The sequence below is a fragment of the Streptomyces sp. NPDC007875 genome (genome assembly GCF_042868035.1).
Classification (GTDB): Bacteria; Actinomycetota; Actinomycetes; order Streptomycetales; family Streptomycetaceae; genus Streptomyces; species Streptomyces antimycoticus.
Window position 1 is genome coordinate 1 of sequence record NZ_JBIADZ010000009.1, and the last position, 21608, is coordinate 21608.

General features: G+C 72.1%; 19 protein-coding genes and 3 pseudogenes. 14 read left to right on the forward strand and 8 right to left on the reverse strand.

All coding sequences use genetic code 11. The features are described 5' to 3' along the window. Nucleotides 1–430 precede the first annotated feature (430 nt). Both ACFYOY_RS19760 and ACFYOY_RS19765 read left to right on the forward strand, forming a co-directional pair. A pseudogene (locus ACFYOY_RS19760) lies at nt 431–694 on the forward strand (D-2-hydroxyacid dehydrogenase); the annotation flags it as partial. A 70-nt stretch (nt 695–764) separates the two neighbouring features. Next, nucleotides 765–1178: an NAD(P)-dependent oxidoreductase gene (locus tag ACFYOY_RS19765; protein ID WP_351887484.1), complete on the forward strand. Its 414-nt coding sequence runs from the start codon at nt 765–767 to the stop codon at nt 1176–1178. Between the two features lie 38 nt (nt 1179–1216). Here the strand turns inward: ACFYOY_RS19765 and ACFYOY_RS19770 are convergent, their stop codons facing one another. Both ACFYOY_RS19770 and ACFYOY_RS19775 read right to left on the reverse strand, forming a co-directional pair. Further along, the gene (locus ACFYOY_RS19770; protein WP_388588388.1) at nt 1217–1645 is read right to left on the reverse strand and encodes a pyridoxamine 5'-phosphate oxidase family protein; all 429 of its coding nucleotides are present in this window, start codon (nt 1643–1645) and stop codon (nt 1217–1219) included. A 141-nt stretch (nt 1646–1786) separates the two neighbouring features. Then, a pseudogene (locus ACFYOY_RS19775) lies at nt 1787–2622 on the reverse strand (NAD(P)H-binding protein). An 82-nt stretch (nt 2623–2704) separates the two neighbouring features. On the opposite strand from ACFYOY_RS19775, the gene ACFYOY_RS19780 reads away from it, so the two are divergent. Then, entirely contained in the window at nt 2705–3664 is a 960-nt protein-coding gene (locus ACFYOY_RS19780; protein ID WP_388588391.1) for an AraC family transcriptional regulator, read from the forward strand. 66 nt (nt 3665–3730) lie between these two features. Here ACFYOY_RS19780 and ACFYOY_RS19785 read toward each other — a convergent pair whose 3' ends face one another. Further along, nucleotides 3731–4270 carry a GNAT family N-acetyltransferase gene (locus ACFYOY_RS19785; protein WP_388588869.1) on the reverse strand — a complete coding sequence of 180 codons (540 nt, stop codon included), beginning with the start codon at nt 4268–4270 and terminating at the stop codon, nt 3731–3733. A 175-nt stretch (nt 4271–4445) separates the two neighbouring features. Between ACFYOY_RS19785 and ACFYOY_RS19790 the strand changes: the two are divergent. Next, nucleotides 4446–4604 (forward strand): annotated as a pseudogene (locus ACFYOY_RS19790) (FAD-dependent oxidoreductase); the annotation flags it as partial. A 179-nt stretch (nt 4605–4783) separates the two neighbouring features. On the opposite strand, the gene ACFYOY_RS19795 reads toward ACFYOY_RS19790, so the two are convergent. Then, nucleotides 4784–5713, reverse strand: coding sequence for an NADP-dependent oxidoreductase (locus ACFYOY_RS19795; protein ID WP_388588872.1), 930 nt, complete (start codon nt 5711–5713; stop codon nt 4784–4786). A 181-nt stretch (nt 5714–5894) separates the two neighbouring features. Between ACFYOY_RS19795 and ACFYOY_RS19800 the strand changes: the two genes are divergently transcribed. Continuing rightward, nucleotides 5895–7028 (forward strand): helix-turn-helix domain-containing protein, encoded by a 1134-nt coding sequence (locus ACFYOY_RS19800; RefSeq protein ID WP_351887497.1) that lies wholly within the window; start codon nt 5895–5897, stop codon nt 7026–7028. Between the two features lie 386 nt (nt 7029–7414). Here the strand turns inward: ACFYOY_RS19800 and ACFYOY_RS19805 are convergent, their stop codons facing one another. Then, nucleotides 7415–7699 carry a hypothetical protein gene (locus ACFYOY_RS19805; protein WP_351887500.1) on the reverse strand — a complete coding sequence of 95 codons (285 nt, stop codon included), beginning with the start codon at nt 7697–7699 and terminating at the stop codon, nt 7415–7417. Nucleotides 7700–7710: 11 nt separating this feature from the next. On the opposite strand from ACFYOY_RS19805, the gene ACFYOY_RS19810 reads away from it, so the two are divergent. From ACFYOY_RS19810 to ACFYOY_RS19820, 3 genes are all read left to right on the forward strand, one after another. After that, on the forward strand, nt 7711–7995 hold the full coding sequence (locus ACFYOY_RS19810; RefSeq protein WP_388588394.1) for a hypothetical protein: 285 nt from the start codon (nt 7711–7713) through the stop codon (nt 7993–7995). Nucleotides 7996–8114: 119 nt separating this feature from the next. Further along, nucleotides 8115–9137, forward strand: a complete 1023-nt coding sequence (locus ACFYOY_RS19815) for a threonine/serine dehydratase (protein WP_351887506.1) — start codon at nt 8115–8117, stop codon at nt 9135–9137. Between the two features lie 272 nt (nt 9138–9409). Next, a complete protein-coding gene (locus ACFYOY_RS19820; RefSeq protein WP_351887509.1) occupies nt 9410–10030 on the forward strand; it encodes an L-threonylcarbamoyladenylate synthase in 621 nt (206 codons plus the stop codon). 30 nt (nt 10031–10060) lie between these two features. Here the strand turns inward: ACFYOY_RS19820 and ACFYOY_RS19825 are convergent, their stop codons facing one another. Both ACFYOY_RS19825 and ACFYOY_RS19830 read right to left on the reverse strand, forming a co-directional pair. Then, complete coding sequence (locus ACFYOY_RS19825; RefSeq protein ID WP_388588400.1) at nt 10061–11515, reverse strand: glycoside hydrolase family 28 protein; 1455 nt, start codon at nt 11513–11515, stop codon at nt 10061–10063. Nucleotides 11516–11526: 11 nt separating this feature from the next. After that, nucleotides 11527–14529: an alpha-L-fucosidase gene (locus tag ACFYOY_RS19830; protein WP_388588403.1), complete on the reverse strand. Its 3003-nt coding sequence runs from the start codon at nt 14527–14529 to the stop codon at nt 11527–11529. Between the two features lie 219 nt (nt 14530–14748). On the opposite strand from ACFYOY_RS19830, the gene ACFYOY_RS19835 reads away from it, so the two are divergent. Together ACFYOY_RS19835 and ACFYOY_RS19840 are read left to right on the forward strand one after the other, a co-directional pair. Continuing rightward, nucleotides 14749–15753 carry a LacI family DNA-binding transcriptional regulator gene (locus ACFYOY_RS19835; protein WP_388588406.1) on the forward strand — a complete coding sequence of 335 codons (1005 nt, stop codon included), beginning with the start codon at nt 14749–14751 and terminating at the stop codon, nt 15751–15753. A gap of 139 nt (nt 15754–15892) precedes the next feature. Further along, on the forward strand, nt 15893–17356 hold the full coding sequence (locus ACFYOY_RS19840) for a hypothetical protein (RefSeq protein WP_351887520.1): 1464 nt from the start codon (nt 15893–15895) through the stop codon (nt 17354–17356). Nucleotides 17357–17457: 101 nt separating this feature from the next. Here ACFYOY_RS19840 and ACFYOY_RS19845 read toward each other — a convergent pair whose 3' ends face one another. Then, nucleotides 17458–18027 carry a hypothetical protein gene (locus ACFYOY_RS19845; RefSeq protein ID WP_351887523.1) on the reverse strand — a complete coding sequence of 190 codons (570 nt, stop codon included), beginning with the start codon at nt 18025–18027 and terminating at the stop codon, nt 17458–17460. Nucleotides 18028–18233: 206 nt separating this feature from the next. Between ACFYOY_RS19845 and ACFYOY_RS19850 the strand changes: the two genes are divergently transcribed. The 4 genes from ACFYOY_RS19850 to ACFYOY_RS19865 all read left to right on the forward strand — a co-directional run bounded on the left by ACFYOY_RS19850 (nt 18234) and on the right by ACFYOY_RS19865 (nt 21590). Beyond that, entirely contained in the window at nt 18234–18635 is a 402-nt protein-coding gene (locus ACFYOY_RS19850; RefSeq protein WP_351887526.1) for a PPOX class F420-dependent oxidoreductase, read from the forward strand. A 365-nt stretch (nt 18636–19000) separates the two neighbouring features. Next, a complete protein-coding gene (locus tag ACFYOY_RS19855; protein ID WP_351887529.1) occupies nt 19001–19282 on the forward strand; it encodes a polyprenyl synthetase in 282 nt (93 codons plus the stop codon). After that, nucleotides 19275–20342, forward strand: a complete 1068-nt coding sequence (locus ACFYOY_RS19860) for a polyprenyl synthetase family protein (RefSeq protein ID WP_351887532.1) — start codon at nt 19275–19277, stop codon at nt 20340–20342. The genes ACFYOY_RS19855 and ACFYOY_RS19860 overlap by 8 nt, the downstream gene beginning before the upstream one ends. A gap of 84 nt (nt 20343–20426) precedes the next feature. After that, nucleotides 20427–21590: an oxygenase MpaB family protein gene (locus ACFYOY_RS19865; RefSeq protein WP_351887535.1), complete on the forward strand. Its 1164-nt coding sequence runs from the start codon at nt 20427–20429 to the stop codon at nt 21588–21590. Nucleotides 21591–21608: the final 18 nt, after the last annotated feature.

The window sequence follows — 21608 nt, forward strand, 5'->3', positions numbered from 1 at the left end:
CCACCCCCCAGGTCATCCCTGCGACAGGGGGGAACAGTCATGCCGGGCCCGGAGGCCAGCGGTCCTCTTGCAGGACCGCGAAGAAGATAACGGGGGAGGAGGATCAGATGCGGGATCAGGTGACCGGCAAGGGCCGCGCGGCGGACCGCCTCCGCGTGGCGGTCGCCGCCCCGCTGTCCGAGGAGAACTGCGACCGCATCCGGGAGTTGGAGCCGCGGATTGACCTCGTCGTCGACCACTCCTCCTCCCGCCGATGCGCTGGCCCGCCGACTTCGCCGGCGACCCGGCGTGGCGGCGCGGCCCCCAGCGGCAGCGCGCCTACGAGGCCGCGATCGACTCGGCCGACGCCCTGTACGGCAGTCCCGACGTGGACCCGGCCGCCCTGGCGCGGGCGGTCCGGGCCAACCCGCGGCTGCGCTGGGTGCACACGATGGCCGCGGGTGGTGGCGGCCAGGTCAAGGCCGCCGGGCTGAGCGCCGAAGAGCTCGACCGGGTCCTGTTCACCACCTCGGCCGGTGTGCACGGACGCCCGCTCGCCGAGTTCGCCGTCTTCGGCGTGCTCGCGGGAGCCAAGGACCTGCCCCGGCTGCGGCGCCAGCAGGACGACCGGGAGTGGAGCGGCCGCTGGACGATGGGGCAGGTGAACCAGCAGACGGTGCTGGTCCTCGGCCTCGGCAGGATCGGCCGGGTCGTCGCCGAGACACTCCACGCGCTGGGGGCCACGGTCATCGGCACCAGCAGGAGGCGTCACCGGCGTCTCCACCGTGGTGCACCCCGACCGCATCACCGAGGTGGCTCCCACCGTGGACGCCGTCGTGAACACCCTCCCCGGCACCGAGGCCACCGAGCACCTCGTCGGCGAACGGTTCTTCGGCGCCCTTCGGCCCGGCGCCTGCCTCGTCAACGTCGGCCGTGGAAGTGTCGTCGACGAGGCCGCGCTGATCGACGCGCTCGACTCCGGCCGGGCCGGCTTCGCCGCGCTGGACGTCTTCGAGACCGAACCGCTGCCCGCGCACAGTCCGCTCTGGGACCACGACCGTGTGCTGGTGAGCCCGCACACCGCCGCACTCGATGCGGCGGAGGACCCCCGCATCGCCGAACTCTTCGCCACCAACGCCACCCGGCTCCTCGACGGGCACGAGCTGCTCAACCGCCTGAACACCGTCGAGTTCTACTGACCGGGGCGGCGGCGCACTCGAAGAGGTTGTCGCGGAGGTCAGAACACGTAGCGACTCACGTTCTCCGGGTGGATGACGACACGGACCCAGTCCTCGGCCAGGATCCCGGCGAGGTCGTCGGCACGGGCCGGGTCGTCGAGGTCCCAGTAGCGCGCGGCCAGGCGGGCTGCCAGCTCGTGCGCTCCCTCGGGTTCCACCGTGGTGCGGCCGGCGACCGACAGCCAGCGCTCGCGTTCACCCACCGGGGCGGCGACGACGATCGAGGCGCGGGGGTCACGGCGCAGGCGCCGCACCTTGAGCGTGTCCGGGCCCGTGAACAGCTGGACCGTGCCCTCCGCGGTGGCCTCGAACCACACCGGCCGGGGCTGTGGCGGAAGCGGCCCCCCGGCCACGGACAGAAACCCGTACAGGGGGCGTCGGAGGAACTCGAGGTCCTGCGTGGTCAGCGAAGTGGCGTCGGTGCTCATCGTGGCCCTTCCGATGGGTGAGGGGGAATGGTTTCGAGGTCGTGGAACGAGGCGTCGGCTCGTTCGGAGCGGGTGTTCCGAGGACGGGCGATGGACGGGCGATGGGCGCGATGGCCAGGCAGCTCGGCCGCCGCCGGGCGGTCATCGCCCCCAGGCTCCCGCCGCCGCGGCCCGCACGGCGTAGTCCTCAAAGGTCCGGGGCGCCCGTCCCAGGACGGTGGCGAGATCATCGGTCGTCCCGGCGAGCAGACCGTGTCCCATCAGCACGAACATCTCGGCGACGTGGTGGGCGTCCTCCTCGCCCACGCCTCCTCGACCAGCGCCGCGGTGTACTCGGCGGGGGAGACCTGCCGGTAGGCGATGGGCCGCCCGGACGCCCGGGAGATCAGCTCGACGGCCTGACCGAAGGTGAGCGCACGCGGCCCGGTCAGTTCGTAGATCCGTCCGGCGTGCCGACCGGTCTCGGTCAACACCGCGGCCGCGGCGTCGGCGACGTCCTCCGCGTCGATGAACGGCTCGGGAACCGTGCCGGCCGGAAGCGCCAGCTCCCCGGCGACCAGCGGGGCGTGGAAGACGTCCTCGTCGAAGTTCTGGGCGAAGTTCGACGGCCGTAGGACGGTCCACTCCAGTGCCGAGCCGCGCACGGCGTCCTCGGCCGAGCGCATGTCAAGGCCGAACGTGGAGTCGCCCCAGGTGTCGGAGCCGCGCCCGGAGAGCAGGACCAGCCGCCGCACACCCGCGGCCCCGGCCCGGGCCACGAACTCGTGCACCGGGCCTGGTACGCGCGGGGCCACCACATAGGCGACGGCGATACCCCGCAGGGCCGCGTCCCAGCCGCCGGGGTCGGACCAGTCGAACCGGGTCCGGCTCGATCGGGAGGCGGCCCGCACCGGCGTGCCGTGCAGCCGCAACCGGGCGAGGATCCGCCGACCCGTCTTGCCGGTCGCGCCGAGGACGAGAGTGGTGTCGTTGCTCATAAGTCCGATTGAACACGGCCGACTCGGACGCACCCATGGGTAAAAAGCCGGATCGCCTGTGTATGCGTCTAAAATCGCTGAGGTGGACGCCTTCAGTGACCTGATCCGCGGGGTGCGAGCCCACGGCTCGATGTTCGGCAGCTCGACCCTGTCCCCGCCCTGGGCACTGCACTTCGTGGACGGCGCGCCGCTGACCCTGTGCACCGTCCTCACCGGGGCGGGCTGGATCGTGCCGGAGCACGGCCCGCCCGAGCCGCTGCGCGCCCGCGAGGCCATCGTGGTGCGCGGCCCCGCGACGTTCACCTTCGTCGACGAGGTCGGCACCCGGGCCGAACCGATCGCATGCGGCGAGCATTGCGCGACCCCCGAGCAGGGCGGGACCCGGCACCGGCGTGGCTGGAACGACCCCGGCGGGGACGCCGGCGGGAACTCCGACGACGGCCGCGGTGCGACGACCCTGATCGTCGGCGCCTATCCCGTGCGCGGCGAGATCAGCCGCCGCCTGCTGGACGCACTGCCCGTCGTGCTGCGCGTGGACGCCGGGGGCACGGCCGACCCCGTGCTGGACCACCTCGCCGCCGAGGTCGCCGTCGACACACCGGGCCAGCAGGTCGTACTCGACCGGCTGCTGGACTGGATGCTGGTCTGCACGCTGCGCGAGTGGTTCGACCGGCCCGGCGGTGAGCCCCCGGCCTGGTGGGCCGCCCAGCGGGACCCGGTGGTCGGCGACGCGCTGCGCCTGCTGCACGCCGAACCGGCGGCGCCATGGACGGTCGCCGCCCTGGCCGAGCAGACCGGAGTGTCGCGTTCGACGCTGGCCAAGCGGTTCGCCGACCTGGTCGGCGAGCCCCCGCTGACCTACCTCACCCGCTGGCGCATGACGCTGGCGGCAGACCTCCTGGTCGAGCGGAGGGCCGCGACCATCGCGGACGTCGCCCGTACCGTGGGCTACTCCGACCCGTTCGGGTTCAGCGCGGCATTCAAACGGGTCCGAGGCGCCAATCCCAGCGAATTCCGGCGCACCGCGATCACTGACGCCTGAACCAGGGGTGAGCCAACCCGACGCACCTCGCGGCCGCAGCCTGACCCAGCGCGGCAGCGGAGCACGTCAGACCCTCGTACCACGGGCGATGCGGTAGAGCACGTTCGGACGCAGTGGCCCTTCGGGCTCGGTGGGGTCGTCGAAATCGTCGGCAGGGTCCCGCGTCATGCCGATTCGTCGCATCACCGCCTGCGAGCGGAGGTTGGCGGCCGTGGTCACAGCAAGGATCTCGGGAAGTTCAAGCGTGTCGAAGGCGAAGGCCAGGACCGTCAGCGCGGCTTCGGTGGCGTAGCCCTGGCCCCAGGCCGAGCGGGCGAGCCGCCAGCCGATCTCCACTCCGGTGAACGGCATGTCGTCATCCACCTGATCCAAGCCCGCGAAGCCGATGAACTCGCCCGTGGCCCGCACCTCAACCGCCCACCACCCGTAGCCTCGCTGGTCGAACTCAGCCTGGAACCGCGCCACGGAGGCATCGCTCTGTTCGCAGGTGAGCAGGTCGCCCAAGTGCTCCCGAACCTCGGGGTCGGCATTCATCGCCGCCCATGGCCCAAGGTCGGAGTCACGCCATCGACGGAGGGTGAGACGATCGGTACGCAATTCAGCCATGGTGCCCAGCCCAACGTGAACCCGGCCTCGACGCAATCCATTTTCCTGGTGACACCGCAGGTCGGACGATGCGCTGCCGCACATCGTGCCGGGTCCGGTGGCTGTGCGGCCGCCCGAAGCCAGAGCCTGACCGGCGCCGTCACATTTCCGGGCACCCCGCGTTCCACGAGCCGCGGAGCGGGCACCGGGGCTCCGCGGCATGCCGGTGCGGGTGGGGTTGCGGCCCGCACGCCGCGGAAATGTCCGCCTGGAGGCCGAGACCGGCACCCGCCTGGTGCACAACTACGGGCACGGCGGCTCGGGATTCACCCTGTCCTGGGGCTGCGCACAGGAAACGGCGCGACTGGCCGCCGAGGTGGCGCGGGCCTGGAGGCGTGCTGTGTCTGTGGGGAGCGGGCCGCCGGGTGTGCATCCCGGCGGCCCGCGAGAGCGGCGGCGGCGCTCAGCGCATGGGTATCGAGCTGGATGGAACAGCACCTCCTGTGCCGCGGCACGGCGCCGAGCCATCCCGCCTCAGCGCACGGTGATGACCAGCTTGCCCGTGGTGCGGCCGGTCTCCCCCTGGACATGGGCCCGAGCGCCCTCGGCGAGGGGGAAGGTGCCGGAGACATGGGCGCGGAGCCTGCCCCGGTCGACGAGCTCGGCGATGGCGCGCATCCCGGCCTGGTCGTGCTCGACGAGCAGGGTGACGGCGCGGACCTGTGCCTTCTCCGCAGCGGCCCGGGTGTCCTCGGCCCCCGGCAGCAGGGAGACGAGGACGCCGCCGGGGCGGAGCACGCTCACCGAACGGGTGGCGGTCTCCCCGCCGAGGGCGTCGAGGACGACGTCGTAGCGCTGCTCGGCGTCGGTGAAGTCCTCGGAGCGGTGGTCGACGCAGGCATCCGCGCCGAGTTCGCGCAGGAAGTCGTGCTTGGGGGCGCTCGCCGTCCCGGTGACGTGCGCGCCGCGCTCCTTGGCGAGCTGTACGGCGAGATGGCCGACACCGCCGGCCGCGGCGTGGATCAGCACCCGCTGCCCGGCCCGCAGGTCCGCGGTCTCGACGAGGGCCTGCCAGGCGGTGAGCGCGGCCAGCGGCAGCGCGGACGCCTGGACGTGGTCGATCCCGGCGGGCTTGGCGGCGAAGGCGCGGGTGGGGCCGGTCACATACTCGGCGTGGGAGCCCGACCCGTACGGGTAGGGCAGCATGCCGAACACCTCGTCACCGGGCTGGAAGAGGGTGACGCCGAAACCGGTCTCCACCACGGTGCCGGAGACGTCCCAGCCGAGGGTCAGCGGCGGGGGCGGCAGGAAGATGCTCAGGGCGCGGTGCTTGAAGTCCGTGGGGTTGAGCCCGGCCGCGTGCACGGCGACGAGGATCTCGCCGGGGCCGGGCGCGGGCCGCGGCAGCTCGGTCAGCCGCAGGACCTCGGGGCCGCCGAGGGCCGTCTGGTGCAGGGCGAGCATCACGGGGGCGCCGTCCGGGGCGGCGGGGTGCGGGGAGTGCGTGGCGGCCACCGGGCCCGGGGAGTTGAGGTTCACGGGGGTGTCCGTCGAAGGGGTGTCGGTCGAAGTCATGGCTCGATCCTGGCCGCACGGTCGGGCCCGGGGCGATGGCCAGAAGGTCAGCCTCCGATACATTCCTGCCATGCCCATCGACCCTGCCGCCCACCGCGTTCCCGGCGCCCGTACCAATCCCACCGCCCGACCCGGATCCGCCGTGCCCTCCCGGGCCCGTGAGCTCGCCGACCGCGCGGCCGAACTGGACCGCCAGATGCGCCCGGCCCCGCGGCCCGGCGCCCACAAGGTCGTCGTCCTCGCCCTCGACGGCGTCTATCCCTTCGAGCTCGGCATCCCGCACCGGGTCCTGGGCTCCGCCGATGGCCGCTACGAGGTGCTGTCCGCGAGCGTGGACGGGCGGCCCGTGCGTACCGACTCGGACCTGACCGTCACCCCCGGGCACGGCCCAGAGGTGCTGGCCGAGGCGGACACCGTGGTCATCCCTCCGTACGCGATCACCCGGGCCTCGGCCGCCGCCCCGGACCCGCAGGTCCTCGCCGCCCTCTCCCGTGTCCGCCCCGGCACCCGGCTGGTGTCCATCTGCACCGGCGCCTTCCTGCTGGCCGCCGCCGGTCTCCTGGACGGGCGCCGGGCCACCACCCACTGGGCGCTCACCGGCCACTTCCAGGAGCTGTTTCCCCAGGTCGAGCTGGACGCCGGCGTGCTCTTCGTCGACCACGGTGATGTGCTGACCTCCGCGGGGGCGGCTAGCGGTGTCGATGTCTGCCTGCACCTGGTGCGCCAGGACCACGGCAGCGAGGTGGCCAACCACGTCGCCCGCTGCTGCGTCGTGCCGCCCTACCGGGACGGCGGGCAGGCGCAGTACATCGAGCGGCCGCTGCCGCCGGCGAGCGAAACCGGCACCGGGCCGACCCGCGACTGGGCGCTGCGGCGGCTGGAACTGCCGTTGTCGCTGGACGAGCTGGCCGCGCACGCGGCGATGAGCACCCGCACCTTCGCCCGGCGCTTCCGGGAGGAGACCGGTCTGAGTCCCGGCCGCTGGCTGACCCAGCAGCGGCTGCGGCGGGCACGGCACCTGCTGGAGTCCAGCGACCTGCCGGTGGAACGGGTCGCCCATGAGGTCGGCTTCGCCACCGCCACCTCGCTGCGGCGGCACCTGGCGGCGGAGGCGGGGGTCGCCCCGTCGGCGTACCGGCGCACCTTCCGCGCCTCGGGTCCGGCCGCGGGCGATGTCAGGGAAGCGCTACGGGCCGGGGGCTGAGGCCGTCGTTTCCTGATGTGCGTTACGCGCTCGGCAGCAGGTCGCGCGTGGGCAGGCCGAGACAGCCGGCCAGGAGGAAGCGGTGGTCCTCCGGCGAGCTGCCGCAGAGCTGCTCGATGCGGCGCACACGGCCACGGCGTACGGGCCGGTGGCCGGCCGGCCGAGGATCTCACTGCCCCGGCGGCCAGTTGGGGGTCGCCGCCGCGGCATGCCAGAAGTGCGTCGAAGGTGGTCTGCCGGCGCAGGGGGGGTTCGCGCCGGGACACCGGCACGGGCACCAGGCGAAGCAGGGCGGACGGAGGCGCCGCCGATGGCTTGGCGTCCGGCGACGGAGCTGATGTTGACCAGGTCGGCCACGCCGCGCGGAAAGTTCCGCGCGGCCGCGGTCAGATGCGGCAGCGGTCCAGGCGGTGCGCGCGGCGGGCGACGAGGGCGACGGTGGCCCCATGGCCGGCCAGGGTGCGGGCGGTGGCCTCGCCGGGGCGCGCGTCGACCGCATCCCGGCCGACGCCAAGGTGAGCAAGGCGCAGATGTACGCCTACCACGGCAGCAAGGAAGACCTGTTCGACGCGGTCCTGCCCGACCAGGTCGACGCCATCCTCGACACCGTGCCCCTGGCCCCGGACGACCTGCCCGGCTACGCGATGCGGCTGTACGACGCCTACTGGCAAGCCCCCAGCTGGTGTGTCTGGCCATCTGGGCACGGCTGGAGCGCACTCCCGCCGGCCACCTGTTCAGCGCCTCCGATGAGGAGCCGAAGATCCAGGCGATCAGCCGCGCCCAGGAAGCCGGGCAGCTGACCCGCGACCTGCCGGTAAAGGACATCCACTCCATGGTCATCGCCCTGGCCATGACCTGGTCACCGGCCAGCCTCACCTACGCCGCGACAACGGCCGATCCCGCCACCGACCGGCAACGCCACCGCGACAGCCTGGCCGCCACCGTGCGCCGCGCGTTCGTACCCTGACGACACGGGCGGAAGGAAGAACGCGCGTACCCTGCCGCTGAGGACCCCGCCCCGACCACGCGAAAGGACATACACCGTTGTCCGAGATCCACAACCGACCCGGGGAGCGGGGGCCACGTATGCCCGAGCCCCCGGAAGTGAACGTGGCGGCCGTCGCGGACGGCCCCGTACCCGGCTTCGGCATGGACGCCATCCACGAGGCCGCGCGGCGCCTGGCCGGCCACGTGGTCCGGACACCTCTGCTCAACTCCCCGATGCTGGACGAGCTGGTCGGCGCCCGCGTCCTGGTCAAGGCCGAATGCCTGCAGCTGACGGGCTCGTTCAAGGTGCGCGGGGCGCTCAACGCCCTGCTCACCCTGGACGAGGAGGCGCGCCGCGCCGGGGTCGTGGCCTACTCCGCCGGCAACCACGGGCAAGGTGTGGCCGCGGCGGCGCGGCTCGCCGGTTGTCCCGCGGTCATCGTCATGCCGCAGGACGCCCCGAGCATCAAGGTCGACAACTGCCGCTGGTGGGGCGCCGAGACCGTCCTGTACGACCCGCGGACCGAGGACCGGGAAGAGATCGCCCGGACGATCCTTCAGGAACGCGGCATGACGCTGATCCCGCCCTTCGACGACGTCGGGGTCATGGCCGGGCAGGGCACCGTCGGCCTGGAGATGGCCGAGCAGGCGCGCGAGCTGGGCCTGACCCCGGAGGTGGTCCTGGTGAACTGCAGTGGCGGCGGGCTGGCCTCCGGTGTGATCACCTCGCTCCACCACGCGTTCCCCGGCCTGGCGCACCACATCGTCGAACCGGCAGGCTTCGACAAGATGGCCCGGTCCCTGGCGACCGGCCACGTATGCGCCAACCCTCACCCGCCCGGCGGCCTCATGGACGCGATCTCCGGCCCGGCGGCCGGTGCGCGCCCCCTGGCCGTCCTCCGCCAGCACGATGTGACCGGCCTGACCGTCACCGACGAGGAAGCCCTGGCCGCCATGGGCACGGCCCACCGTCTCCTCAAGATCGTGATGGAGCCGGGTGCCGCGGCGTCCCTGGCGGCACTGCTGTCCGGGAAGGTGGACGTACGGGGCAGGACCGTGGCGCTCGTGGCATCGGGCGGCAACGTCGATCCAGCCGTCTACCGCCGGGCCCTGTCGGACTGAACCGCTCCACGTCCGACCGTCGACGACCGTTCGCTGGTCCTGCGCACGGTCAAGCACATGGGCCGGTTGCTGGACGAGGACGGCCGCTCGGCGGGCATCGTCCCGCTGCTGCACCCGTACGGCCCGGGCCCCTCCGACGCGGGCCTGGCCGCGGGTCTCGACCTCCACACGGTCTGGGCCACGGTCGCCGCGTGCGCCGCCCCGGCCATCGCGGCGCCGCCGATCAGGCCACCGAGGTCGAGACGTACCGTCGGTGCACGTAGGCTCGGTGGATGGCGAAGTATTTCGATGTGCATCCCGATAACCCTCAGCAGCGCACCATCAGCAATGTGGCCGACAGGATCCGCTCCGGCGGGCTTGTCGCCTATCCGACGGACTCCTGCTTCGCGCTGGGATGCCAGATGGGCAATCGTGACGGCATCGGCCGGATCCGGTCGATTCGGAACCTCGACGACCGTCACCACTTCACCCTGATGTGCCAGAACTTCGCGCAGCTGGGCCAGTTCGTGCACATCGACAAGGACGTGTTCCGCGCGATCAAGGCAGCGACGCCCGGCAGTTACACCTTCATCCTCCCGGCGACGAAGGACGTACCGCGTCAGCTGCCGCACCCGAAGAAGAAGACGGTCGGAGTCCGGATCCCTGACCATGTCGTCACCCAGGCCCTGCTCGCCGAACTCGGTGAGCCACTGCTCTCCAGCACCCTGCTGCTGCCCGACGAGGACGAGCCGATGACTCAGGGCTGGGAGATCAAGGAACGGCTCGACCATGTGGTGGACGCCGTGGTCGACTCGGGGGACTGCGGCACCGAGCCGACCACGGTCATCGACTTCTCCAGCGGCGAGGCCGAGATCGTACGCCGGGGGGCGGGTGACACGGCACGGTTCGAGTAGCCGCGCCGATGGCTCCCGGCCGCGCGTCGATCAGGGGTGTGGCAGGGGTGGCACCTCCTGGCCGTTGACGATGACCCGCCGGAAGGTCAGGTCGTCGGTGTAGGCGATGCTGTCGGGGTTGAGGATGCCGGTGAAGGCGGAGCGGGAGAGGTGCACGCCGCGCAGGTGGTCGGTGTCCAGGCCGGCCAGTCGCAGCACGGTCTGGGCACCGTCGATCGCCATGCGGTCCATATGGATGTTCCGCACGGACACCGGCAGGGTCCCGTCCTCGCCGCCGTTGTAGGCCATGGTCACGAACGCGATGTCGCGCTCCACGTCCTGTCCGGTGAAGTTCCGGATGTGCACACCGTCGATGAAGCTGCCGCGCTTCTTGTTCGCCTTGACGTACAGCGCGTGCTTGACGGGGTAGCGGCCGGGGAAGTCCGGTGGGTTGATCTCGCAGTTCTCGGCGAAGACGTCGCGCACCCCGCCGGACATCTCGCTGCCGACGGTCATCCCGCCCCAGCGGCCGGAGAACTGGCAGTCGCGCACCACGATGTTCCTGCTCGGCACGCCGACGCGGTGGCCGTCCTCGTCCCGGCCGGACTTGACGGCCACGCAGTCGTCGTTGGTGTTGAATCGGCAGCCGGCGATGAGTACGTCGGAGCAGCACTCCGGGTCGCAGCCATCGGTGTTGTAGAGCGTGCTGTCCACGGTGGCGCCGCGCACGGTGACGTTGCTGGAGAGCACCGGATGCACGGTCCACATCGGCGGGTCGACGATGGTCAGGTCGCTGACCAGGACGTTGCGACAGCGGTAGAACTGCACCATCTTCGGCCGCAGAAAGTGGCCGTCACCGAAGACGCGGCTGGCCACCGGCGCTCCCGTGGAGCCCATCTCGCGCAGTAGTTTCTGGTCGGCCCCCTGCGGTCCGCTGTCGCGGTACCAGCTCTCCCACGGGCCGAGCCGCGCCTGCCCGTCGAGGGTGCCTGGCCCGGTGACCGCGACATCCCGCGCGCCGTACGCGTAGATGAAGGGCGAGTAGTTGTAGCACTCGGTGCCCTCCCAGCGGGTGAGCACCACCGGCAGGAAGTCGCGCGGATCGGGGCTGAAGGCGATGGTGGCGCCCGCGGTGACATGCAGGTTCACCCGGCTGCGCAGATGGATCGCGCCGGTGAGGAAGCGGCCCTCGGGGACGACCACCTGGCCGCCGCCCGCCCGGTGGCAGGCGGCGATGGCGGCCCGGAACGCCGCCGTGTTCATCGTCCGCCCGTCGCCGACCGCGCCGTAGTCGGTGATCCTGAAGCTCCGGCGGGGGAAGGTGGGCGGCCTGATCCGGTCCAGGATCCCCGGCACCGTGCGCCACGCCCCGGTGTAGTCGGTGGCCGCGCCGGTGTGCGACGTGGCCGCGTACGCCTGCCCCGCGGGGAACTGGGGGAGCAGTGCGCCTGCCGCCAGCAGACCGCCGGTGCGCAGCGCCGAGCGGCGGGATGGTCTCGGACGCATCGCCTGACTCCTCAGGTGGTCCGGCCGAGGGAGAGCCGGTCGAGGTCGGGGGCGGACTCGGTGTCGTTGGAGATCTTGATGGTGTTGGCGCCGGATTTGAGGGTGACGGGGATGGAGGTCGTGCGCGGGGTGGTGTTCCCGGTGTCGGTCACGGTCACCTTGGTGGCCGGGCCGCCGTTGACGCTCACCTGGAACGAGCGGGTGCCGTTGACCGTGTAGTCGAGGTGGAGCGTGTGCTGCCCGCCGTCGGGGACGACGACATCGGGGAAGACCATGGCCGCCTGCTCGCTGCCGCCGATGTTGCGCACCTTCTCCGCCCCGGAGCAGGGTCCGCAGCCGGTGAGGCCCGTGCTGCCGAACTGGTTGGCCGAGTCCTCCGCTTCGCGTGCCCATATCCGGTCGGCGGGCAGTGGCCGCACTTTGACCTGGTCCGAGACCGACTTCTGCCGGCCGAGCAGCGCGAAGTCCGCCGTGACGGGGAGGTCGGCCGAACCGGCGTCCTGGCCGGGCGGGGAGGTCAGCGTCCAGGTGCCCCGCACCGTCTGGCCGAGCCGCAGCGACCGGGCCGTGACCGGGCCGCCGTCCGCGGTCCAGCCGGCCGGCAGCCGCGGGGCGAGGCTGATGTCGTCGAGCTGCTCGTCGGCGTCGAGCCTAAGGGTCGCCGTGACGGTGAGGGACCGCCGGCCGGGGCCGACCCACTGCAGACCGTGGGGCCGGACGGTGAGCGTGGTCTTGGGTGTGTACGAGGCCGGGGGCAGCGGGGCGACCGCGATCCGGTCCAGCCCGGGGCCGCGGCGGGCGGTGCTGAAGACCCTCACCGTGTTGGCGCCCGCCTTGAGCGGCACGGACACCGCCGTGCTCTCCGGCACCTCGGGGCTGCCCGCGACGACGGGGACCTCGACCGGCGCCGCGTCGTTGACGCTCACGGACAGTGAGGAGGCGGCCTTTGCCGTGTGGTCCAACTGGAGCCGGTAGTCGCCGCTTTCGGCGGCGCGGACCTCGCGGTACGTCACGGAGTTGCGCGCCCCGCCGCCGAGACCGTCGACGCGCCGGCCGCCCGAGCAGGCCCCGCATGCCGCGGAGTGGACCGCGCCCGACGACGCGTTCTGCCGTGCCTCGGCCTCCAGCGGCAGCGGGGTGCGGGTGGTCTTCGAGCGGCCGTAGGCCACCTGGATCTCGTCGATGCGCAGCTGGTTGTAGAACTCCGGTGCCTGCGGGCCGCCCCACAGGCTGCGCACCTCCAGCTTCAGATAGCGGGCGTCGTGGCCGCCGATGTCGATGGTCTGCACCCCGCGGGCACTGGGCAGGGTGCCGGAGCGCACCTGTGTCCAGCGCTTGCCGTCACCGCCGGCGTAGACGCGGTAGTCCTTGATGCGCGCGGAGTCCTCGGGGCGCCCGAAGGACGACCGGGCGTGTGTCGGTGACCACTCGCGCTGGTTCACCGCCAGCGCCTTGGCGTGCTTGCGGGCGCCGAGGTCGAGGGTGACGGAGACGGGCAGCTTGCCGTCGCTGTCCCAGTAGGTCTCGTAGTCGCCGTCGGCGAGGTCGGCCGCGGGGTGGCCGGTCCGCGCGGAGGTGGCGGTGGCGCCGACACCGGACTGCGGGTAGAAGGGCCGGCGGCCGTCGGTCTCGACCTTGAAGACGGTGTCGTACGGATCCCAGTCGTGGATGCCGAGGATGGACAGCCGGCCGCCGGACTGGCTGAAGCGCATCTTCTGACCGGTGCGGAGGTTGGTGACCCGGCGCACGGTGTAGCCGTTGTCGCCCAGCCGCACCATGTCGGTACTGGGCCGGGTGACCACGTGTACGTACTGGGTGCGGTCGCCGTTCTCGCCCCGGCCCACGGTGACCACGCCGTGGGCGCCGTCGTTCCAGAACCCGGGCCGCATACCGCCGTACATATAGCCGCCGCCCTCGACGCCGTACACCGACTCCTTGATGGGCTCGACCCACTTGCCCATGAAGTCGTTGAACTCCTCCTGCTGGGGCGGGAGTTTGCCGTTCACCATGGGCGTCTCGGCCATGAGCGACTTGATGGAGGAGCCCGCGTTGGTGATGTAGCGGCCGGTGCTGAGCCGGGCGTCGACCTCGTGGTCACCGCCGTCGTACCACCAGTCGCCGGTGGTCGGCAGCTTGTAGTCGGCCTCGGTCAGCCGGGGCATGGGAACGCTCACGGCGGCGGGGTAGTCGTACGCCGGGGTCATGCCGGTCTTCTGCTCATTGCTGACCGTGTCCATGATCGGCGTGTCTTCGTTGTTGTTGCTCAGCAGCCAGTCCGGCCGGCGCTCGCGGATCTTCTCGTAGAGGCCGTGCTCCTCCCAGTACTCGTTGTCGTTGTCGATCCAGAACCCCGACAGATCCGGGTACTTCTCCATGGCCTCGAGGAACAGGTCGTAGCTGTACATGCCGAAGCCCGGGCGCGTGGTCAGATCGACCTTCTCGCCCTTGTACGCCGAGTAGGCGGCCGAATCCAGCGTCTCGGCGCCGTCCGCGTTGTGCCACTGCGGGTCGTCGGTCATATAGAGGACGATGTGCACGCCCTTGGCCTTTCCGGCGGCCACCAGCTCGCCGAGCAGATCGCGCTCGGTGGCACAGCTGCCGGGAATCTTCGACGGCCACGGGCGGGCGTAGCCCAGCCTGCTGTGGAAGGTGGCCAGCACGATGTACGAGGCGCCGAGCTTGCGTGCCTCGTCCACCCAGTAGTCGGCGCTCCAGCCGCCCTCGGTGACATCGCGCTCCCACTCGGCGCAGTCGCGGTGCTGGGGGTGGGTGAACATGCCCCAGTGCAGGAAGAGCCCGGCGGTGGACTGGCGCAGCCACTCCTGCCGGGGGTGGTGGACCTCGGCCTTGGCGGGGGTGGCGAGGAGGCCGACGGCCAGGACGAGTACGACCGCCGCGCACACGGCGCGCCACCGGGAGCGGGCGGCACGTGCGGCGCGAGCGGGCCGGTCGGGCCAGGCCGGTCGGGCTGCAGAGATGTGGAAGGGGCGGAGCGGGATCCTCGGCGTGGGCATATCCTGTCCTCCGTGAACGTTCCCGTGAGCGCTCACGAAGCACTGTCCGGCTCACCCGGCCGCCGTGTCAATATGTGTGCGACGGTGGGGTGTTATGCGGTGGCGATCCGTTGACGCCCGTCGTCGCCGCGGTGATTATCAAGGCGTAAGTGGATCGGGGACCGCATCCATGAGCGCGCCCGAGTGCCACGTCCGCGGGTGCGGAAAGGGGTGGGGACCATGCCTGCGAACGGCAGGTCGCGCCGTATCACCATCGACGACGTGGCGCGCTCGGCCGGGGTGTCCCGGCAGACCGTGTCCCGCGCGGTCAACGACAAACCGGAGATCGACCCCGCCACGCGACAGCGGGTGCTCCTGGTGGCCCAGTCCATGGGATACCGGCCCAGCCGGTTCGCCCGTGGCATGGTCGGCCCGGGGCTCACCACGCTGGGGCTGGTCATCGCGGACGTGCTCAACCCCTTCTTTCCCGAGGTGGTCTCCGGTGTGCTGGCGGCGGCCGACGAGCGCGGCTGGCAGGTCGCCGTCTACAGCACCGGATCCGCCCTGGAACGCGAGACCGCGGTGGCGGAGACCGTGGTGAACCACGTGGACGCGTGTGTCGCCTTTCTGCTGGACCCCGGCGCCATCGAGCTCATCCGGCGCTCCGGGATGCCCTTCGTGCTGCTGGACAACGAGCACCGGCCACCCGCGGTGAGCGGGGGCCGGATCGACTTCGCCAGCGGGATGCGCCAGGTGGTCGGCCACCTCGTCGAGCGCGGCCACCGCCGGATCGCGATGCTCGACGACCGCGGGCGCCCGGACGCGGGCGACCGTGGCACCCGGCACTCGCTGTTCCTTGGCACCGCCGCCGAACTGGGGCTGCCCGCGGACGAAAGCTGGGTGTTCCCGGCGGCCAACTCCCTCGACGGCGGGGCCGCGGCCATGGACGACGTGCTGGACACCGGCTTCGGCGCGACGGCCGTGCTCGCGTACAACGACCTGATCGCCATCGGTGCCATGCGCCGCGCCCGCGACCGCGGGGTGCGGGTGCCGGAGGACTGCGCGTTCGTCGGCTGCGACGGGCTGACGCTGAGCCGGCTCGTGGACCCACCGCTGACCACCCTGACGGTCGACAAGGAACTCCTCGGCCGGGCCGCGGTGCGGCAGGTCGCGGCGCAGATGACCGGCGCCGGAACGGGCGAGACGGTGATCGAGCCACGCCTGGTGGTCCGCGCGTCTTCCTGAAGCCATTGGCGCCACCGTCATTGGCGCTCCCGGCGAACAATATGAACGCAATGATCGACGGGATGGCGCTCGCCCCCGGCGGTTCCTAGCATCCCCGTGCGCAGCGCAGCTTCGCGCGGAGCACGATAGGAGCCACTCCTTGAACACATCTGACGCGCCCACGCATGTCTCCTGGTGGGCCTCCCACCGCCGACGCCGTCCAGCGGTACTGGCGGCCGTGCTCGCGGCCGTGTCTCTCGGCACGCTCGGCAACGCACCCACCAGCCACGCCCAGACCCCCCGGCCCGCGGCCGCCACCTGCCCGCCCAAGCTGGCCGGGAAGGCGACGTGCTACACCGGCCAGGACACCAACGGGGCGTACTACACGATCGCGGTGCCCACGCACTGGAACGGATCCCTCGTCGTGCACGCACACGGCGGACCCGATCTAGGCGACTCGTCCGACCCGTCCCGCAGCGCCGACGACCTGGAGCGCTGGGCGGTGATGGTCGACCAGGGATATGCCTGGGCCGGCTCCTCCTACCGCCGCGGTGGCTACGGAACCCGGATGGCCGCCGCCGACACCGAGAACGTACGCCGCCTGTTCCTCGCACGGTTCGGCAAGCCGAAGCGGACGTACATCCACGGCCAGTCCTGGGGCGGCAACGTCGCCGCGAAGGTCGCGGAAACCTACGGCGCACGGCCCGGGGCCTACGACGGGGCGCTGCTGACCAGCGGTGTCCTCGGCGGCGGCTCGCGCGGCTACGACTACCGCGTCGACCTGCGGGTGGTCTACCAGTACTACTGCCACAACCACCCCCGGCCGACCGAGCCGCAATACCCCCTGTGGCAGGGGCTGCGCCCGGACTCCACCCTGACGAACACCGGGCTCCGCGCCCGCCTGCAGGAGTGCACCGGCTACGCGTCCGACCCCGCGGACCGGACGGCGACACAGCAGCGCAACCTCGACGACATCCTCGCCGTCACCCGCATCCCGGAGCGCTCCCTCGAATCGCATCTGCGGTTCTCGACCTTCACCTTCCGGGACATGGTGTGGAACCGGCTCGGCGGCCGTAACCCGTTCGGCAACCGGGGTGTGTGGTACTCGGGTTCACACGACGACAAGGCGCTCAACGCGGGGGTCGAGCGGTTCTCCGCCGATCCCACTGCCCGCCGTGACCTCTCCTACGACAGCGATCTCACCGGCAGGGTCGCCCTTCCGGTCCTCACCCTGCACGCGATCGGCGACCCGACCGCCTTCGTGGAGCACGAGGCGGCCTACCGCGCCACTCTCCGGGGTGCCGGCCGGGGCGGGAACCTCGTCCAGACGTTCACCAAGGAGACCGAGCACAGTGCGCTGAGCGACTCCGAGTACGCCAACTCCCTCTCGGCGCTGGACACGTGGGTGCGTTCCGGCCGTAAGCCGACCCCGTCCTCGATCGCGGCCTCCTGCGGCGCCTTCGACGAGATCTACGGGAGCGGTTGCTTCTACGACGCCGCGTTCCACCCCTCGCCCTACGCCTCGCGGGTCCGTCCCCGGCCGGGCGGGCTCGGCTGGCCCGCCATGACCGCGGCGCAGGAGCGGGCGTGGAGCAGGATCGACGGTGTGGGGATCGCCCCCTGACGGGCCCCGCCCACCGGGGTCGGCTCCCTGCGGCCGACCCCGGCCACTGGCCCCCCCGGAGCGTGGCCACTCGGGCGCGGTGTCCGGTCCCCGCGCCACGATCAGCGGCGGCGATGGGCGGCGGCCCGCCGTGCGCGCCGCTTACCGCCGGCACTTCTCGCCCACGCCGCCGGCTCGCAGCTCCAACTGACGCTGAGGCTGCCGCCGTCGGGCAGCGCATGCCAGCGATCGGCGTACTCGTCCATCCGCACCACGATGCGCTCCGCCACCGGGTCCGGAGTCCATCCGCACAGCCACGGCGGCAGCGCCGCACGCTGCCCGCGCCGCAGCTCCCACAGCATCAGGCAGGCGCCGGCCAGCTCCTCCGAGCGGCCCATGTCCGCGCTCGCCCGCGGCGTCGGCTTCCGCGACTTCTCACGGTGCCGGGCGCGTCCTCGTTCGGCCGGGTCGGCGGGCCAGAAGAAGCCGAGCTCGCCCGCGGCCAGCCGGCCGTAGACCCCGCCGCGCAGCCTGGCTTCCGCCTCGACCAGGAAGTGCACCAGGTCGTGCGGCAGATACGGGTGGTGGCCCGGCCCACCACGTGGCGCCGGCTCCGGGCCGCACTCACGCCGAACCGCGACGGAGTACGAGCGGCCGGGGCCCTTGGTGAAGGTCACGTCGATACCCGCCACGGTACGGAGCCCCTCTGGGTTTTCCGGTGCGGACGGCGGGCTGCGAGCGTGCGTCGACCGATGGCGTCGAAGGGTCCCACCCACCTCGCGGATGCCGCTCATGCGGTGCAGGTGGGAGCCGTAGCCCGGGGATGGGGAGGGCCGGGCTCCGTGCCGTGGTTACCGTGGCCCCAGCACCCCACCGAACCGCCCCCTGGAGGAATCCCGTGCCCGTACCCCTCGGCGAGGATGTGCTGGCGCTGCTGCGCCGCCCCAGCACCTGCTACATCGCCACCACGATGCCCGACGGCTCGCCCCAGCTCACCCAGACATGGGTCGACACCGATGGCGAGCACGTCCTGATCAACAGTGTCGAGTCGCATCAGAAGACCCGGAACATCGCGCGCGACCCGCGGGTGGCCATCGCGGTCGCCGACCCCGCGCAACCCACCTCCTACGTCCAGATCCGCGGCCGCGTGGTGCGGGTGACCACCGAGGGAGCGGCCGAACACATCGAGGCGCTCGCGCAGAAGTACCTCGGTGGGCCCTACCCATGGTTCGGCGGCCGCGATCAAGTCCGGGTGCTCTATGTGATCCAGCCGGAACGGATCAGCAGCCCCCGCGGCTAGGGCCCTTCTGGCGGATCTCCGCGGCGTCGCGACGCCCGGCACGCCCTCTCGCCGCACCGCGCGAAAACCCAATCCGCTCCGCTACGAGGGCCTCCGCGCGGCACGCCGGGAGCACGCTCCCCCAGCTACCGCTGGGAGGTGCCCCCTGATGCCGCTCCTTCGCCCACGGAGATCCGTCAGAAGGACCCTGGGCGAGGTCCGCTGGGTCGTGATCGCCCGACCCCCGCGGGAAGAGCGGTCCGTACACACGAGCGATGCCATCACTCGATCGTGAGTTGGTCCCTTCATATGCCCGGTGCGATGCGACGCTGGCCGACACGGCGTGTGACCGGCGCCGCCCGGATGGCTGAGGGTGGGGGGATGGGATGGCGCAAGGCGCGGGACGACGTGGGGGGCTGGACGAGCGGGCGGTGCTGCTGGCGGCCGGGCTGGCCGATCTGGCGGTGAGCACGCTGGGTTCGGTGCTGGGGACGGCGCGAGGGCTGCTGCGCCGCTCGGACGCCGCGGAACTGGCGGCGGAGGCGGAGCACGATCTGATGGCACGCGGGCGCCTGGTGCTGGACCGGCGCACCGCGGCCGTCCCCCCGGCCCACCTGGAGATTCTCGCCCGGCACGCCCTGGCCCGGCGGGCCACCGGCGATGTCTGACCGGCGGAGGTCTGACCGATGGGGGCCGGCCGCGTTCAAGACCCGCGTCGACGAGGTGCTGCACCGCTTCGTCGCCCAGGAGGCCGAGCAACTGTCGGCCATCGACCCGGCCCTGGGCCCGGTGGCCGGGCAATTGGAGGCGGCGGTCGCGGACGGCAAGCGGCTGCGGGCGGCGTTCTGCTACTGGGGCTGGCGCGCGGTGGGGCAGCCGGACAGCGATGCGCTCGTGCGGGCGGCGGCCTCGATGGAGCTGGTGCATGCGGCCGCGGTGGTGCATGACGATCTCATCGACGACAGTCCGCTGCGGCACGGCCGGCCCACGGCGCATATCGCCCTGCGCGCTGCCGTACGCCGTCGCCCGCGCGCCGTCGCCGCCGCCAGGTCGCTGGCGATGCTGGTGGGCGATCTGCTGATGTCGCTGGCCGGGCAGATGTTCGCCACCAGCGGTCTGCCCGCCGCGTACCTGGCACGAGCCCGCCCGCTGTGGTCGGTGCTGGCCCGGGAGCTGATCGCGGGGGAGTGCCTGGAGATCCTGCGGACCGGGGCCGATCCGGACACCACGGCGTCGCTCAAGGTGATCCGGTACAAGACCGCCAAGTACACCGTCGAGCAGCCCCTGCTGATCGGCGGAGCCCTGGCCGGGGCCGGCCGGCGGCTGCGCGAGGGCTACTCCGCGTACGGGCTGCCGCTGGGCGAGGCGTTCCAGCTCCGGGACGACCTGCTCGGCCTGTTCGGAGACCCGGAACGCACCGGCAAGGCCAACGCCGACGATGTGCGCGGCCACCGGCCCACGGCCCTGCTGGCGGAGACCTGGCGCATCGCCGGTGACGGCGAACGTGAGCAGCTCAGCGTCCTCCTGGGCCGACGCGATCTGGACGCGGCCGGGCTGGACACGGTCCGCGAGGTGATGTGCCGGCTGAAGGCCCCGGACCGTATCGAGGCCATGATCTCCGCGCGGGTCGAGGAGGCCCTCGACGCCCTGCACGAGCTGGACACACCCCCGCACGCCGCCGCTGCCCTGACCGCGCTGGCGCGTTCGGCGGCGGTCCGCCTGTCCTGACCCCCGCACAGGCGGGAGTACGCGCCGTCCCGGTCGCCGCCCCCGCCTGTCGTGGACGGCCCGTCAACGACAAGGAGTCCTGTCATGACCTACACCGAGGCATCGATGGACGCCCTGCGGCAGGCCGGTGACGAACTCGCCGACGCCACCGTCGCCGCCCTCTTCGAGCGCGGGGAAGTGGGCACGTTCAACACCCTGATGCGCTATGTCTCCACCGTGGGCGCTCCCTTGCCGGACGGGCTGCCCGATGTCGCCCGGGAGTACCTTCGGGCCACCAGCGCCCCGCCGGCCTGGGTGGACTGGGGGGAGATGGAGAAGGCCCGGCTGTTCTTCATCGACAACAATGTGCACATCTCCACCGCCCTGTCCTTCGCCTCCATGCCCGCGTGCTACCTCGTCCCGCAGGTGGCGAAGCTGCTGTCGGCCACCCACGGGCTGAAGTACCCCTCCAAACGGATGGCGGAGACCGGCCAGTTCACCGTCTACCTGATGCAGCCCGGTGCCTTCGAGGCCGGCAGCCGCTTCATCCCCGCCGCCCAGAAGGTCCGCCTGCTGCACGCCTCCATCCGCCACCACCTGAGGCGGGAGAACCGCTGGGACACCTACGCGCTCGGGACGCCGATCTGCCAGGAGGACATGATCGGCGGGCAGATGTTCTTCTCCCTCCTGGTCCTGGACAGCCTGCACCGCCTCGGCATCCATATGTCGACGGAGGGCGCGGAGGCGTACTACTACGCCTGGCGCGTGGTCGGCGCCATGCTCGGCGTCGACCAGGACGCCGTCCCCACGACCCTCGACGACGCCCGCCGGTTCCTCGACCTGTACATGGTCCGGCACATGGGGCCGACCGAGGAGGGCGCGCACCTGACCCGGCAGCTCATCGACCTCTACGAGGAGGTCGTGCCCGGGACCTTCTTCGACCCGATCGTCTCCGCACTCATCCGCCACCTCGTCGGCGACACCTGCGCCGACTGGCTCCAGGTGTCACGCACCCCCTGGGACACGGTCGTCAAGGCCGTGCCCCACCTCCTCGGCGTACTGGAGACCATCGAGGACCGCTCCCCGCTCGGGGCCTGGGCGCTGGACCGCCTCGGCCACCTCACCACCATCCTCGAACTGTCCTCCCTCACCCGCGGACGCGTCATGCACTACGCCATCCCCGAACAGCTCAAGAAGGACTACGGCATCCCCGGCACGGTGCCCCGCACCCACCGGTGGACCCCGCCTGCCGCCACCGTCTCCCCGTGACCCGCGCCCGCCATCTTC

Excerpts from the sequence above, each read along its gene's own strand:
- ACFYOY_RS19825 (WP_388588400.1), bottom strand. The coding sequence starts at position 11,515 with ATGCGTCCGAGACCATCCCGCCGCTCGGCGCTGCGCACCGGCGGTCTG.
- ACFYOY_RS19800 (WP_351887497.1), top strand. The coding sequence starts at position 5,895 with ATGCCCATCGACCCTGCCGCCCACCGCGTTCCCGGCGCCCGTACCAAT.
- ACFYOY_RS19865 (WP_351887535.1), top strand. The coding sequence starts at position 20,427 with ATGACCTACACCGAGGCATCGATGGACGCCCTGCGGCAGGCCGGTGAC.
- ACFYOY_RS19795 (WP_388588872.1), bottom strand. The coding sequence starts at position 5,713 with ATGCTCGCCCTGCACCAGACGGCCCTCGGCGGCCCCGAGGTCCTGCGG.
- ACFYOY_RS19830 (WP_388588403.1), bottom strand. The coding sequence starts at position 14,529 with ATGCCCACGCCGAGGATCCCGCTCCGCCCCTTCCACATCTCTGCAGCC.
- ACFYOY_RS19855 (WP_351887529.1), top strand. The coding sequence starts at position 19,001 with ATGGCGCAAGGCGCGGGACGACGTGGGGGGCTGGACGAGCGGGCGGTG.
- ACFYOY_RS19820 (WP_351887509.1), top strand. The coding sequence starts at position 9,410 with ATGGCGAAGTATTTCGATGTGCATCCCGATAACCCTCAGCAGCGCACC.
- ACFYOY_RS19785 (WP_388588869.1), bottom strand. The coding sequence starts at position 4,270 with ATGGCTGAATTGCGTACCGATCGTCTCACCCTCCGTCGATGGCGTGAC.
- ACFYOY_RS19770 (WP_388588388.1), bottom strand. The coding sequence starts at position 1,645 with ATGAGCACCGACGCCACTTCGCTGACCACGCAGGACCTCGAGTTCCTC.
- ACFYOY_RS19835 (WP_388588406.1), top strand. The coding sequence starts at position 14,749 with ATGCCTGCGAACGGCAGGTCGCGCCGTATCACCATCGACGACGTGGCG.
- ACFYOY_RS19860 (WP_351887532.1), top strand. The coding sequence starts at position 19,275 with ATGTCTGACCGGCGGAGGTCTGACCGATGGGGGCCGGCCGCGTTCAAG.
- ACFYOY_RS19815 (WP_351887506.1), top strand. The coding sequence starts at position 8,115 with ATGCCCGAGCCCCCGGAAGTGAACGTGGCGGCCGTCGCGGACGGCCCC.